13 protein-coding genes and 3 tRNA genes are annotated in these 14572 nt (G+C 58.0%); 8 read left to right on the forward strand and 8 right to left on the reverse strand.

All coding sequences use genetic code 11. The features are described from left to right. The first annotated feature begins 2 nt into the window (after positions 1-2). Both pgi and ACR0L4_RS02850 read left to right on the forward strand, forming a co-directional pair. The gene (pgi, locus tag ACR0L4_RS02845) at positions 3-1610 is read left to right on the forward strand and encodes a glucose-6-phosphate isomerase (protein ID WP_480510428.1); all 1608 of its coding nucleotides are present in this window, start codon (positions 3-5) and stop codon (positions 1608-1610) included. A gap of 190 nt (positions 1611-1800) precedes the next feature. Continuing rightward, complete coding sequence (locus tag ACR0L4_RS02850) at positions 1801-3420, forward strand: long-chain-fatty-acid--CoA ligase (RefSeq protein WP_480510430.1); 1620 nt, start codon at positions 1801-1803, stop codon at positions 3418-3420. Between the two features lie 11 nt (positions 3421-3431). Here the strand turns inward: ACR0L4_RS02850 and ACR0L4_RS02855 are convergent. From ACR0L4_RS02855 to ACR0L4_RS02865, 3 genes are all read right to left on the reverse strand, one after another. Next, a tRNA-Asn gene (locus ACR0L4_RS02855) sits at positions 3432-3506 on the reverse strand. Positions 3507-3638: 132 nt separating this feature from the next. Next, a tRNA-Asn gene (locus ACR0L4_RS02860) sits at positions 3639-3713 on the reverse strand. A 75-nt stretch (positions 3714-3788) separates the two neighbouring features. Next, positions 3789-4703, reverse strand: coding sequence for an MBL fold metallo-hydrolase (locus ACR0L4_RS02865; RefSeq protein ID WP_480510432.1), 915 nt, complete (start codon positions 4701-4703; stop codon positions 3789-3791). 44 nt (positions 4704-4747) lie between these two features. Here ACR0L4_RS02865 and ACR0L4_RS02870 point away from each other — a divergent pair, with 44 nt between their 5' ends. Then, on the forward strand, positions 4748-6067 hold the full coding sequence (locus ACR0L4_RS02870; RefSeq protein WP_480510434.1) for an ATP-binding protein: 1320 nt from the start codon (positions 4748-4750) through the stop codon (positions 6065-6067). Between the two features lie 101 nt (positions 6068-6168). Here the strand turns inward: ACR0L4_RS02870 and ACR0L4_RS02875 are convergent. Further along, positions 6169-6245, reverse strand: a tRNA-Ile gene (locus tag ACR0L4_RS02875). Between the two features lie 107 nt (positions 6246-6352). Here ACR0L4_RS02875 and purM point away from each other — a divergent pair. From purM to rnd, 3 genes are all read left to right on the forward strand, one after another. Beyond that, positions 6353-7399, forward strand: coding sequence for a phosphoribosylformylglycinamidine cyclo-ligase (purM, locus tag ACR0L4_RS02880; RefSeq protein WP_480510436.1), 1047 nt, complete (start codon positions 6353-6355; stop codon positions 7397-7399). Continuing rightward, positions 7396-7992 carry a phosphoribosylglycinamide formyltransferase gene (gene purN / locus ACR0L4_RS02885; protein WP_480510438.1) on the forward strand — a complete coding sequence of 199 codons (597 nt, stop codon included), beginning with the start codon at positions 7396-7398 and terminating at the stop codon, positions 7990-7992. The genes purM and purN overlap by 4 nt, the downstream gene beginning before the upstream one ends. 114 nt (positions 7993-8106) lie before the next feature. Further along, positions 8107-9264 (forward strand): ribonuclease D, encoded by a 1158-nt coding sequence (rnd, locus tag ACR0L4_RS02890; protein ID WP_480510440.1) that lies wholly within the window; start codon positions 8107-8109, stop codon positions 9262-9264. A 4-nt stretch (positions 9265-9268) separates the two neighbouring features. Here the strand turns inward: rnd and ACR0L4_RS02895 are convergent, their stop codons facing one another. Then, positions 9269-9796, reverse strand: a complete 528-nt coding sequence (locus ACR0L4_RS02895) for a hypothetical protein (protein WP_480510442.1) — start codon at positions 9794-9796, stop codon at positions 9269-9271. Between the two features lie 138 nt (positions 9797-9934). On the opposite strand from ACR0L4_RS02895, the gene ACR0L4_RS02900 reads away from it, so the two are divergent. Continuing rightward, positions 9935-10345, forward strand: a complete 411-nt coding sequence (locus tag ACR0L4_RS02900) for a SufE family protein (RefSeq protein ID WP_480510444.1) — start codon at positions 9935-9937, stop codon at positions 10343-10345. 2 nt (positions 10346-10347) lie between these two features. Here ACR0L4_RS02900 and ACR0L4_RS02905 read toward each other — a convergent pair whose 3' ends face one another. After that, positions 10348-11007: a DUF1638 domain-containing protein gene (locus ACR0L4_RS02905; RefSeq protein ID WP_480510446.1), complete on the reverse strand. Its 660-nt coding sequence runs from the start codon at positions 11005-11007 to the stop codon at positions 10348-10350. A gap of 111 nt (positions 11008-11118) precedes the next feature. Beyond that, complete coding sequence (locus ACR0L4_RS02910) at positions 11119-11817, reverse strand: cobalamin B12-binding domain-containing protein (RefSeq protein ID WP_170748720.1); 699 nt, start codon at positions 11815-11817, stop codon at positions 11119-11121. Positions 11818-12073: 256 nt separating this feature from the next. Between ACR0L4_RS02910 and ACR0L4_RS02915 the strand changes: the two genes are divergently transcribed. After that, complete coding sequence (locus ACR0L4_RS02915; RefSeq protein WP_480510448.1) at positions 12074-13141, forward strand: PA0069 family radical SAM protein; 1068 nt, start codon at positions 12074-12076, stop codon at positions 13139-13141. 45 nt (positions 13142-13186) lie between these two features. Here the strand turns inward: ACR0L4_RS02915 and gltA are convergent, their stop codons facing one another. After that, positions 13187-14482, reverse strand: a complete 1296-nt coding sequence (gltA, locus tag ACR0L4_RS02920) for a citrate synthase (RefSeq protein WP_170748722.1) — start codon at positions 14480-14482, stop codon at positions 13187-13189. Positions 14483-14572 lie beyond the last annotated feature (90 nt).

Genomic DNA, 14572 nt, shown 5'->3' on the forward strand with positions numbered 1-14572 from the left:
CCATGCAATTTGATAAACTTAAATCACTTGCTACATCGCAGCAGGGACGCATTCTTGATCTGTTCGACGCGGATGCGGGTCGGGCGCAGGATTTCTCGGCCTCAACCGGCGATCTACTGTTCGACTATTCCAAAACGCGGATCGACCACAATATCCGTGCGGCACTGACCGAGCTGTGTCAAAAGGCCGATCTGGCCGCGCGACGTGAGGCGATGTTCTCTGGTCAGAAGATCAACGAGACCGAAGATCGTGCGGTACTGCACACGGCTTTGCGCAATCTGGATGGCGGGCCGGTTCAGGTGGATGGTCAGGACGTCATGCCGGACGTACTGGAGACCTTGCAGCGGATGCGTGTCTTTGCCGAGGAAGTGCGCGGGGGTACAGTGACGGGGGCAGGCGGCAGCTTTACCGATGTGGTCAATATTGGCATCGGTGGCTCTGATCTGGGGCCGGTGATGGCGACCCATGCTTTAGCTCCTTACCATGACGGGCCGCGCCTGCACTATGTCTCGAACGTCGATGGCGCGCATATCGCCGATACGCTGCGCCAGCTTGACCCGACTCGGACGCTGGTGATCGTCGCCTCGAAGACTTTCACCACAATTGAGACCATGACCAACGCCCGGACGGCACGGGCGTGGATAACCGACGGTGGAGGAGACCCGGCCAACCAGTTTGCCGCTGTCTCAAGTGCGCTGGACAAAACGCAGGCCTTTGGCATTCCAGAGACGCGCGTGTTCGGTTTCGCGGATTGGGTCGGTGGCCGCTACTCCGTCTGGGGGCCAGTGGGTCTGCCGGTGATGATCGCTGTGGGATCGAATGCGTTCGATGCCTTCCTGCGCGGTGGTCAGTCGATGGACCAGCATTTCCGCGCGGCCGACTGGGTCGAGAACGTACCTGTAATGCTGGCCCTGGTTGGTATCTGGCATCGTCAGGTGCTGGGTCATGCCAGCCGGGCCGTTTTACCCTATGATCAGCGCTTGTTGCGTCTGCCTGCCTATTTCCAGCAGTTGGAGATGGAGTCGAACGGCAAGTCAGTTGCGATGGACGGAAGCCCATTGGCGGTGCCGTCCGGACCTGTGGTCTGGGGCGAGCCCGGCACAAATGGTCAGCATGCGTTCTACCAGCTGATCCATCAGGGAACAGACGTGATCCCCTGTGAATTCATGGTCGCGGCCGAAGGTCATGAACCCGAACTGGCCCATCATCACCGCTTGCTGTTGGCCAATTGTCTGGCACAGTCCGAAGCGCTGATGCGCGGCAGATCTCTGGAAGAAGCCAGTACGCGCATGGCGGCGACAGGTCTGCAAGGGAACGAGTTGGGCCGGCAGGCGCGCCACCGGGTTTTCCCTGGCAATCGTCCCTCGACCACTTTGATCTATCCCAAGCTGACGCCCTTTGTTCTGGGCCAGATCATCGCGCTGTATGAACATCGCGTTTTCGTCGAGGGTATCTTGCTTGGCATCAACTCGTTCGACCAATGGGGCGTTGAACTGGGCAAGGAACTTGCCACGTCATTGGGTCCGATTGTGGACGGTGATCAGAGTGCGGGTGACAAGGACGGATCGACCGCGGCCCTTGTTGCATATGCTTTGCGCCACCGTGACTAGAGGACAAAAAATGCGGCTTGTCATGGCGACAAGCTGCATTCTTTTATTGTCAGACATTTAAATGCTTGGCAGGGTTCTTCCCAAGAAACCGTTTTGATTGGCTCGCAGGACACAACCTTGCTGCGCGTCAATGAAAAGATGGCAAGGTGATGGCCGCGAACGGCTGCGCCGCAAAAAAGGGAGGATGTCCATGCTGGGACAGATGATGACGCAGCCACTGCTGATCTCGTCACTGATCAATCACGCCGAGCGCTATCACGGTCAGGCGGATATCGTGTCGGTGGAAACCGACGGTACAGTCACGCAGACAAACTGGTCTGAGATTGCTGGAAACGCGAGGAAACTGGGGTCAGCCCTGACAAAGCTGGAGTTGCAGCCTCAGGACAGAATCGGAACACTGGCGTGGAACAACCGGCGACATCTTGAAATCTACTATGCCACTTCGGGCGCAGGGCTTGTTTGTCACACGGTGAATCCGCGTCTTTTCCCCGAACAGCTGACCTACATCATCAACCACGCGCAGGATCGCGTGCTGTTCTTTGATGCGACCTTCATTCCGCTGGTGGCGGCCTTGAAGGACGAGTTGACCGAGGTTCGGCATTTTGTACTGATGGGCCCTCGGGATGACGAAGCGGCGGCGCAGATACCCGGTTTGCAGTTCTATGATGAGCTTATCGATACAGGGGATCACGATTTCACTTGGCCCGTGTTCGATGAAAACACCGCCTCCAGCCTATGTTACACGTCGGGAACCACGGGGCATCCGAAAGGCGTTCTTTATTCACATCGTTCGACGGTGCTTCATAGCTTTGGTTCGAACGTGCGCGACGTGATTGGCTATTCGGCTTTGGATGTGGTGATGCCTGTGGTGCCGATGTTCCATGTGAACGCGTGGGGATCACCCTATGCCTGCGCCATGTCCGGATCACAAATGGTGCTGCCGGGGCCCGGTCTGGACGGAGCGTCGCTTGTCAAACTGATCGATACCTACGGTGTCACGGTGGCGATGGGTGTCCCCACGATCTGGCAGGGGTTGCTGGCCCATGCCGAAAAATCGGGCAGTCGCCTGGCCAGTCTTGAGCGCACCGTGATTGGCGGTGCCGCTTGTCCGCCCTCGATGATCACAACCTTCCGCGAGGAGTATGACGTCGACACGGTTCATGCCTGGGGCATGAGTGAAATGAGCCCACTGGGAAGCGCCAATGTCCCCATGGCCAAACATCGCAAACTGCCCATCGAGGAACAGCACCGCCTGCGCGAAAATCAGGGGCGGCCACCCTTTGGGGTGGAACTGAAAATCGTTGATGACGACGGCAATGACCTGCCGCATGACGGGGATACCCAGGGCGATCTGATGGTGCGGGGGCATTGGGTTCTGGACAGTTACTACCAGATGCAGGACGAAAACCTTCTGCAGGACGGCTGGTTCGCCACCGGGGATGTCGCCACGCTGGATCCGGATGGTTACATGACCATCCGCGATCGATCCAAGGACATCATCAAATCCGGAGGGGAATGGATCAGCTCGGTCGAGCTGGAAAACATTGCCGTGGCGCATCCAAAGTTGGCCACTGCTGCCGTCGTTGGTGTACCGCATCCGAAATGGGACGAGCGTCCTATACTAGTTGCTGTAAAAGCAGAGGGCGAAGAGCCGTCTGAGCAGGAACTATTGGCCTTTTTCGAAGGCAAGATTGCCAAATGGCAGGTTCCGGACAAAGTCTTTTTTGTCGATGCCCTTCCCCTGAACGCCACCGGGAAAGTTCTGAAACGCAATCTGCGCGCGCAGTTTGAGGATGCACTGGCTGGGTGATGTCGGGAAATTGGCTCCGGCGGTAGGGATCGAACCTACGACCAATTGATTAACAGTCAACTGCTCTACCGCTGAGCTACGCCGGAACGGTTCGCGCCGTATAGCAATCCGTTTTGTCGGCGTCCAGTGGGGGCATCCAAGTTTTTTCGACGAAAAAACGCTACCTCAAACAGCCTGAGGTTGGATTGCCTGATCTTGGTGAAACTGAGGGGAAAGTTTGGCTCCGGCGGTAGGGATCGAACCTACGACCAATTGATTAACAGTCAACTGCTCTACCGCTGAGCTACGCCGGAACTGATGCGCGTATAACAACACCGATTTTCGGCGTCCAGAGGGGAAGCGCGCGAATTTCAAGATTTTTCAGGAGATCACGCGTCGAGCTTGAAAACGGTATCCGACGACAAAGGCCCGTTCGGCGCCACCTGGGATTTTCCCATTAAATCAATCAAATGGGCCAGGACATTGCGTTCCGCCGCAGGTAACAGAGCTTTGGGTGTATCCGTGTAAATACGTTCGGCCAATTGACGCGCGGTTCCCGGTGCCTGTGCAAGTGTTGCCCGGATCTGTGCCTCTCGACTCAAACGGTGCTGAATCAACCAATCCAACCGTTCAGAGGGGGCTTCTATCGGCGCGCCGTGACCTGCGTGAAAGACCGACCACGTCCTTTGTTGAAGCCGCATACAGGCGGCCATGAAATCGGTCAGGTCTCCGTCCGGGGGCGAGACAAGCGAACTGGCCCAGCCCATGACGTGATCTGCGGTGAAACAGATATCGCCCCACGCCAATGCGATGTGATTGCCCAGGTGGCCGGGCGTGTGGATCACCTCAAGCTGCCAGTCTTCCCCAGCGACCACTTCGCCGTCAGCGACTTCGATATCCGGGCGAAATGTGGTGTCGATGCCTTCGCCGCCTCCGACCAGTCCGTTCCTGGCAAGCTGTTTCATGACGGCGCTGCGCCCGGCCTCTGGGCCACCAAAGGCCAGAACCGGCGCGCCGGTTCGCGCAGCCAGTGGGGCGGCCAGTGGTGAATGGTCCAGATGGCTGTGGGTGACGATGATATGACTGATTCTTTGTCCCGGCAGGACTGCACCCAATATGGCATCCAGATGCGCGTCGTTCAGCGGACCAGGGTCGATGACAGCCAAATCACCCGTACCCAGCAGATATGTATTGGTGCCGCGATAGGTCATCGGAGACGGGTTTGGAGCCAGAATGCGCCGCAGTCCCGGGTGCAATTCCTGCGCAATCCCTGCGGGCGGGTTGAAATCATCGGGTGCCTGCATTCTGTGCTCTTTCTCTTATCCGGGCAGCCCGCTAGGTTTAGCGCATGTCCACTCAATGGCTCAAACCTTATATGCCGCGCGGCCTCTATGTCCGGGCCGCCTTGATCCTGGTCCTGCCAGTGGTTGTCCTGTTGCTTGTTGTCGGAAACGCGTTTCTTCAGCGGCACCTCGAAGAGGTCACGACACAGATGACCCGGTCCGCCGCGCGTGAGGCCAACCTGATAACAGCGGCGATGGCACACTCGGAAACCCAGCAGCAGGCGCTGGCCGTGGTGCGACCGGATCAGACGGCGCTTGAAATGCGACTACGGTTTCTGGGTGTGAGTGAAACGCCGGATGTTGGAAAAAGGCGGTGGTACGATTTTATCGCGCCGCAGGTCGAATCGGACCTCAGGGCTGAACTCCCCGATCTTGTTGCCGTTGCCCTGCCAAGCGGCGATGAAGCAAGGTTGTACCTTTCCACTCATCTTGGGATCTTGCAGCTCACATTCGACCGTCGGCGCCTGTCCCCGGCAGCACCGCATCAGTTGATCGTGACGATGGTGTTTTTCGCCATCCTTATGACCTCGATTTCATTTCTGTACATGCGCAACCAATTGCGGCCGATCACAAGGTTGGCGGATGCCGCGCAAGCGTTCGGGCGCGGGCGGATCGTGTCGTATTCCCCGGGTGGAGCGATCGAGGTGCGGGCAGCCGGAAATGCGTTTTTAGATATGCGCGCGCGCATCGAACGGCAGATGGAGCAACGCACGTTGATGTTGTCTGGCGTCAGCCACGATCTGCGGACGCCTTTGACCCGTTTGAAACTTGGACTGTCGATGCTGCCGGAAGAAGACGCTGCCCCATTGCAGCAAGATGTCACCGAAATGCAGTCGCTACTGGATGCTTTTCTCGACTTTTCCCGCGGGGCGTCCGAGGGCGCAGCCGAGGAGGTCGATCCTGCGGCACTGCTCCGTCAGATCGTCAGTGACGCGAAACGCGCAGGGCATGTGGCGGATTTGGTGCGTGTCGAAGGCGAAGGCACCGTTACGCTGCGCCCGACCGCGATGCGCCGCGCGGTTGAGAATCTCATCGGCAATGCCGTGCGCTACGGTACCAAGGCGGATGTCAGTCTGACATTGACGCCAAAATCGATGCGAATCCGGGTCGAAGATGACGGTCCGGGTATCCCCCCCGAACAGCGCACCGAGGCGGTCAAACCGTTTACCCGCCTTGATCCCGCGCGCAATCAGAACAAAGGCAGCGGCGTCGGGTTGGGGTTGGCCATCGTCGCAGACATCGCCCGCGCCCATGGCGGCGTTCTGCGTCTGGCAAAAAGCGAACATCTGGGCGGGTTGTGCGCTGACATCATCATTGGGCGCTGAGGCTTGCTCTGCGGCCGCCAAGCATCGGCACAATCGGCGACGTAAAATGACTGTTCCAAACCGGAATACACCTATGGGCAACGCGAAGATTAGGCGGTTTTTGGTAGGCCCGGAGGGACTCGAACCCCCAACCAAAGCGTTATGAGCGCTCTGCTCTAACCAATTGAGCTACAGGCCCGCCTGAGCGCTTTGCCTATCACGGTGAACGCCCGCGTCAAGCCTGACCGTTGCATACACGCGCACAATCGACTAACCCGCCCGGAAAGCACTCATGAGGGACTGACCATGACAGCGGGCAAAAACGGAATCACCTACGCCGACGCAGGGGTGGATATTGACGCAGGCAACGCTCTGGTCGACCGGATCAAGCCCGCCGCCAAGCGCACCAACCGCCCCGGCGTGATGAGCGGCCTGGGTGGGTTCGGCGCGCTGTTCGATCTCAAGGCTGCAGGTTACGAAGATCCTATTCTGGTTGGTGCGACAGATGGGGTTGGCACCAAGCTGCGGATCGCCATCGATACCGGGGTGGTGGACGGGGTCGGCGTCGATCTGGTGGCCATGTGTGTGAATGACTTGATCTGTCAGGGTGCCGAGCCGTTGTTTTTCCTCGACTATTTCGCAACCGGCAAGCTGGATACAGATACGGCCGCGCGGATCATTGAAGGTATTGCCGAAGGCTGTGCGCAATCGGGCTGTGCACTGATCGGCGGGGAAACCGCCGAGATGCCGGGCATGTATCCGGATGGCGATTTCGATCTGGCCGGGTTCGCGGTTGGTGCCATGGAACGCGGAACCGATTTGCCGAATGGTGTTCAGGCGGGCGATGTGTTGCTGGGGTTGGCCTCGAACGGTGTGCATTCCAACGGGTACTCATTGGTGCGCAAACTGGTCGACATCTCTGGGCTGGACTGGGACGCAGACTCGCCCTTCAGCGAAGGCTCGCTGGGAGAGGCGTTGCTGACGCCCACACGTCTTTATGTGAAGCCCGCTTTGGCGGCGATCCGGGCCGGGGGCGTTCATGCGCTGGCGCATATCACCGGTGGCGGTCTGACCGAGAACCTGCCGCGCGTTCTGCCCGAGGGGCTTGGAGCCGAAATCGACCTGACGGCGTGGGACTTGCCACCCGTGTTTGGCTGGATGGCTGCAACCGGTGGGATTGCCGAGGCTGAGATGCTGAAGACCTTCAACTGCGGGATCGGATTGATCGTTGTCTGCGCGCCCGATCAGGCAGACACGCTGTCTGTATTGTTGGCGGACGCGGGGGAAAGCGTCTCGCGGATCGGTACGGTCACTGACACCGATGGCGTGTCCTATTTGGGCAAGCTGCTGTGAGCCACAAGCGCGTCGCGATCCTGATATCCGGGAGCGGGTCGAACATGGTGTCGTTGGTCGACAGCATGACCGAAGATCACCCGGCTCGGCCCTGTCTGGTCTTGTCCAACGACGCGCGGGCCGGTGGTCTGGCAAAGGCGCGCGATCGCGGGATTGCTACAGCCGTTGTGGATCATCGCCCCTTCAAGGGCGACCGCGCAGCGTTTGAGGTCGAGTTGCTGAAGCCGTTGCAAGACGCGCAACCGGATATCGTGTGCCTGGCCGGGTTCATGCGGGTTTTGACGGGCGATTTTGTCTCTCGTTTTCAAGGTCGTATGCTGAACATCCACCCATCACTGCTGCCGAAATACAAAGGTCTGCACACCCATGCGCGGGCCATTGATGCAGGTGACGCAGAACATGGCTGCACCGTGCATGAAGTGACGGCCGCGCTGGATGACGGCCCCATCCTTGGTCAGGCGCGGGTCCGGGTTTCGCCCGATGACACGCCCGAGGACCTGGCCGCCAAGGTGCTGGTTCTGGAACACCAACTCTACCCGGCGGTTCTGCGTCACTACGCTGAAGGCAACAGGTCGGTTCTTATGCTGCCGTGATCGCCCTTGGGTGATTTACACGCGCCAAGAAATCGTCCTATGGTCGCCTGTATCGCTCGGGACGCGGAAAAACGGGCAGTCAAACGAAGAACAAGAGCAAGAATAGTACGGCGCATGAAAACCCTGACGACGACGCAAGAGCTGGCTGATTTCTGCTCGGCCGCTGCGGCCTTTCCCTACATCACCGTGGATACGGAATTTCTGCGCGAGCGGACTTATTATTCCAAACTCTGTCTGGTGCAGCTGGCGGTTCCATCCGAAGATGAGGACAGCGCGGTTTTGGTAGATCCTTTGGCCCAGGGCCTGTCGCTGGAGCCGCTTTACGATCTGTTCAGAAACGAAGATGTGGTGAAAGTATTCCACGCGGCGCGTCAGGATCTGGAGATTTTCTGGGTAGAGGCCAACGTCTTCCCCAAGCCGCTATTCGATACGCAGGTTGCCGCCATGGTATGCGGTTTCGGCGAGCAGGTTGGCTATGAGACGCTGGTGCGCAAAGTTTGCAAGCTGGGCGTCGACAAAACATCGCGGTTCACCGACTGGTCCCGAAGGCCTTTGACGGATGCGCAAAAGACCTATGCTTTGGCCGACGTGACGCATCTAAGAAAGATTTACGAACATCTGGCAGCCGAGCTTGAAAAGACCAAGCGCAGCCACTGGGTATCAGAAGAGTTGCGCACACTGACCCAGTCAGGAACCTATGACATCCGACCCGAAGATGCATGGAAGCGCGTGAAAACGCGTACCAATTCGGCGAAGTTTCTCGCTGTCGTGCGCGAGCTGGCTCAGTTCCGCGAGGGGTACGCGCAGGACAACAATATACCGCGTAGCCGGGTCTTCAAGGATGACGCACTGATCGAGCTTGCGTCCACCAAACCCAAAACACCCTCGGACCTTGGCGGATCGCGTCTTCTGCTGCGCGAGGCGCGCAAAGGGGCGATCGCAGAGGGCATTCTGGCCGCAGTGAAACGTGGCGTGAATTGCCCGCCGGAGGATCTGCCCCAGGTGGATACCAGCCGTGACAAGCTCAAGGTGAACCCGGCATTGGCCGATCTGTTGCGGGTGCTTCTGAAATCCAAAACCGAAAGCTCTGGTGTGGCGGCGAAACTCATCGCTACCAGTTCGGAACTGGACCAGATTGCAGCAGGTGAGCGTGACGTTGCTGCCATGTCCGGCTGGCGGTTTGAAGTGTTTGGCGAAGACGCATTGAAACTGTGCGAAGGCAAGATCGCTTTGGCCGCAAAAGGTCAGACCGTTAAGGTTGTTTCGCTTTAGACGCTTAGCGACGCCGCGATTCTAGCGCGTTTTGCTGACCGATAACGCGGACCAGACGAACGCTCTGAAGCTCCTGAGTGGTCACGTTGATTGCATCTGACACCATTCTCGACCGTTCGGTTCCCTGGGCCGTCCGCGATTTGGGATAGTTCACACGAAAGGTGAACGCCATGATGCCATTCTCTTGGTTTTCGTCCGATACAACCGGCACCAGTTGCGCGTTGAATGCCCCCTGACGCTGGGCTGTTCCGGATGCATAGATGATTGCGCCTGTCGGGGTCGGATCAATCCGAAGCTCATCGATTCTGGCGATTGGAACGCTTGTGTCTTCTTCCTCCGGGCGCGCGAACAGACCTCTGCCATCGCCTTGTTGCGGGACCAGCGCATTTGCTTCATCGACAGGCGTGGGTTCGACCGGAGCAGGCGTGCTGGAGCCGAACCAGTTGGATGGGTTCGCACGCGAATCCCGCCAACTGTTGCAGGCAGACAGGGTCAACGCGGCGACGACAAGAAAGGACAGTGTTTTTTGCATGGACCCACAGCTTTGACAGTAATTCAAGCAATGGGTTAGCGCAATTTCCGGGTCTTGAAAAGCCACGGCAGGGGCTGGACAGGGGGCCATCGTCGACATAGGTCACAATTGTGAATGCAACGGAAGGATCGCCGCACCATGGCAACGCCCGCCTTTGAAGAGATTGTGGAAGATTTCGAGTTCCTGGAAGATTGGGAAGACCGCTATCGCCATGTGATCGAGCAGGGCAAAGCGATGGAGCCTCTGGACGACGCCTTCAAAGTGCCGGCAACCAAGGTCCATGGCTGCGCCAGCCAGGTCTGGCTGCACCCGGTGATCGAGGGCGGCGTGTTCCGCTTTGACGGCGATAGTGACGCGTTGATCGTGCGTGGCCTGATCGCGGTTTTACGGTCTCTTTACAACGATTTGCCGGTGGCTGACGTCACAAAGGTGGATGCTGGCGGCGAACTGGCCCGTCTGGGTCTGAACGATCATTTGTCGGCGCAACGCTCGAACGGGTTGCGATCGATGATCGAACGTATCCGCGAGGTGGCGCAGGAAAACGCCTGATTTCAGTGCGATCTTGAGGCCCAATCGGCCAATGTCGTTTTCAGATCTCCGTAACCTGTCAGACGGCGCTCGAAGGTCAGTCCCATTTTTTCGGCGCACTCTTGCGCGCGCGCCGTAAGCGCAGGGTTGTCGGTCTGCGCCTGATAGACCAGTTTGGTGTAGTTCCCGAAATACATGTCGCGCAGTTCGGGGTGGCGATCCAAACCGAGTGGTTTCCAGACGAACGCATCGAACTGGCGGGCCAGGAAATCGGTCAGGTAGAAGGCTGTTGTCTCGTCATCGCCCTTGGCTGCAAAGGCTTCGTTGCCCTCGAAAAACGAATAGCAATGGGGGCCTTTGACCATTTCGATGCCCAGCCTCTCACAGGCTTTTTGCAGCAGACCGCCTGTGCCGCAATCGGCATAGACCACGTAGATCTGATCATATTGATCGCGGTGCGTGGCAACAGCCTCTTCGACGGCCTGGGTGATACGCTCGGGGTGGATATGCAAAATGGCTGGAAGGCAGGTCAGCGCCATATGATCCCAGCCATTGCGGTTCCTAATGTCCAGAATCTCGCGCGCCAACGCCCCGCAGGCCAGCAGTAGAATGCGGCCTTTGCCAGTGTCCGCATAGCCGTTGGTTGTCAGGCTGGCATCGTCGGGCAGTTGGTCTTTTGTCATTCAGGTCCCCATTGGTAGGTGCTGGTCCCGGCAATCAGATCGGGGCAGCGTGGATCGGGACAAAAAAGGCCGCCCGAAAACGAGCGGCCCTTTCAGAACAGAATTGCGTTCTTATCCCGCCAATTGGTTGTGCTTGCGCGACACGAACTCTTTGGCGGTTTCAACCGCCACAGCCGCATCACGGCAATAGGCATCGGCGCCGATCGCCTTACCGAATTCCTCGTTCAAAGGCGCGCCGCCGACCAGTACGATATAGTCATCCCGCACACCCTGTTCGACCAGTGTGTCGATCACGACTTTCATATACGGCATGGTGGTCGTCAGCAGAGCCGACATGCCCAGAATGTCAGGCTGTTCGTTTTCCAGTGCTTCCAGATAGTTCTCGACCGGGTTGTTGATACCCAGATCGACCACTTCAAAACCTGCACCTTCCATCATCATCGAAACAAGGTTCTTGCCGATGTCATGGATGTCGCCCTTGACGGTTCCGATTACCATCTTGCCGACGCGCGGGGCACCGGTTTCGGCCAGCAGCGGTTTGAGGATCGACATACCGCCTTTCATGGCGTTGGCAGCCAGCAGCACCTCGGGCACAAACAGAATTCCGTCGCGGAAGTCATGACCCACAATCGTCATTCCGCCAACCAGTGCCTTGGTCAGAACGTCATAGGGAATCCAGCCGCGTTCCAGCAGGATGTTCACACCTTCTTCGATCTCTTCTTTCAGGCCGTCGTAAAGATCGTCGAACATCTGTTCGACAAGTTCGTCGTCATTCAGTTCGGACAGGACGATGTCTTCTTCTTCGGACATGGCGCAATTCCCTGAGCTGTGCAGACCTCTTGTCCGCGGTGGCATTTTTCCCGTTTTGGCTAAATCGTCGCAGCTTGACTGTGACGATTGCGACCTCAGTGGTTTCGGGACCGACGTATAGGGCAGAATTTCTGATGCGGCGACAGAATAATATGCAAGATCATCCTGCATTTGGCTCAGGTTACGCAACTCAGGGGCAAGGTTGCTCTGCATGGGATCGTCCCGTAAGTTCAACATAGAACAAAGAGCGAACAAAATGAAATCTCAAACCAATATCCGAGCCCGCGGGGTCGCGTCAAACGACGCCGGTCGCTTTGAAAAACTGGCCACAATTGCTTCTGATGACGGCTGGGAGATTGAAGAGGACATTCCTGTGCTGCGGACCGAGGTGCGGGATGAGGTGGCCCGCAGTGTGATAACCTATAATCGTTCGCCCGATTTGCCGTTTGATCGCTCGATCAACCCCTATAGGGGATGCGAACATGGCTGTGTTTATTGTTTTGCACGACCTAGCCACGCCTATCTGGGGCTATCTGCCGGGCTGGATTTCGAAACCCGGCTTGTTGCACGCCCCAATGCCGCTGAGATTCTGCGCCACGAACTATCGGCGCACAGCTACAAGGTCGCGCCCATCGCCCTGGGCACCAACACAGACCCGTATCAGCCGATCGAGAAAACCCGCCTGATCACCCGCGCGTGCCTCAATGTACTACGTGAGTTCAACCATCCGATTGCGATCGTGACCAAAGGTGCCCTGATCGAGCGCGACTTGGACATCCTTGCCCCGATGGCCGAAAAAGGTTTGGTTCGGGTCGGCATATCGCTGACGACTTTGGACGCAGATCTGTCACGCCGGATGGAGCCACGCGCGCCATCCCCGAACCGCCGACTGGCGATGATCCGGCGGTTGACCGGGGCAGGGGTGCCGGTGCGGGTCATGACTTCTCCGATAGTGCCGGGGTTGACCGATCACGAACTGGAAACCCTGCTGGAGGCCGGACAGGAGGCCGGGGCTGATACGGCCAGCTGGATCATGCTGCGCCTCCCGCGTGAAGTGTCGACGCTGTGGCAAAAGTGGCTGGCAGATCATCAACCGGATCGGGTTGAAAAGGTGATGTCGAAACTGCGCGATATGCATGGCGGTCGGGACTACGACCCGCGTTGGGGGCACCGGATGCGCGGCAAAGGCGAATATGCCGAAATGGTCGCCAAACGCTTCAAGCTGACAATCAAACGCTTGGGGTTGAAGGAAAAATCGGATGCTCTGCGCTGTGACCTGTTCGCCAGGCCGCCGCAGGCGGGCGATCAGTTGAGCCTGTTCTGACAAACAACGCCCCGAAAGCTCGGGGCGTTGTTTCTGTCTGTTCAATCAGCGGTTTTCAATATCCACATAGTCGCGGTTGGTCTCGCCCAGATATAGCTGGCGCGGACGACCGATCTTGTTCTGAGGATCAGCGATCATTTCTTTCCACTGGCTGACCCAACCCACGGTGCGCGACAGGGCGAAGATCGGCGTAAACATGGATGTCGGGAAACCCATCGCCTCGAGAATGATGCCCGAGTAGAAATCCACGTTCGGGAACAATTTCTTGTCGGCAAAATACGGATCTTCCAGCGCTTCGCGTTCCAGTTCTTTTGCGACCTGAAGCTTGGGGTTGTTTTCAATGCCCAGCAGATCCAGAACTTCGTCGGCCGACTGCTTCATCACTTTGGCGCGCGGATCGAAATTCTTGTAAACCCGGTGGCCGAAACCCATCAGGCGGAACGGATCGTTCTTGTCCTTGGCGCGGGCGATATACTCGGGGATGCGATCAACTGTGCCGATTTCCTCCAGCATCTCAAGGCAGGCCTGGTTCGCACCACCATGCGCCGGACCCCACAGACAGGCAATACCGGCAGCGATACAGGCGAAGGGGTTGGCACCAGATGACGACGCCAAACGCACGGTCGAGGTCGAGGCGTTCTGCTCGTGATCCGCGTGCAGGGTAAAGATGCGGTCCATCGCGCGGCTGAGGATCGGGTTCACCTCATATTCTTCGGCCGGAACGCTAAAGCACATGCGCAGGAAGTTCGACGCATAGTCCAGATCGTTGCGCGGATACACGAAGGGCTGCCCGGTGTGATACTTGTAGGCCCACGCCGCGATGGTCGGCATCTTGGCGATCAGGCGGTGCGAGGCAACCTCGCGCTGATGCGGGTCGGCGATGTCGGTCGAATCGTGATAGAAGGCTGACATCGCGCCGACAACACCCACCATGATGGCCATCGGGTGCGCGTCACGGCGGAAACCGCGATAGAAATACTGCATCTGTTCGTGCAGCATCGTGTGGCGCGTGATCGTCGTCTCGAAGGTTTCAAGGGCTTTGGCGCTCGGCAGTTCTCCGTACAGCAGCAGGTAGCACACTTCCAGAAAGTGGGATTTCTCGGCCAACTGATCAATCGGATAACCGCGGTGCAGCAATTCCCCTTTTTCACCATCGATATAGGTGATGGTGCTGTCGCAGCTTGCAGTCGACGTGAAGCCGGGATCATAGGTAAACACACCCGCCTGGCCATAAAGCTTGCGGATATCTACAACATCAGGCCCAGCAGTCGGTGAGTGAACCGGCAATTCGTATTCTTTGCCGTGGACGGTCAGAGTTGCTGTTTTGTTGCTATCAGTCATGATTGTCCCTTCTTCATTTGTGCGCAGGTCTAAGCACCGCCCAAACCTGCGGGCAATGACTGCGCGCGGGCGCGCAGCCCGGGTGTGTTA

This window comes from Ruegeria sp. AB5 (assembly GCF_056542645.1).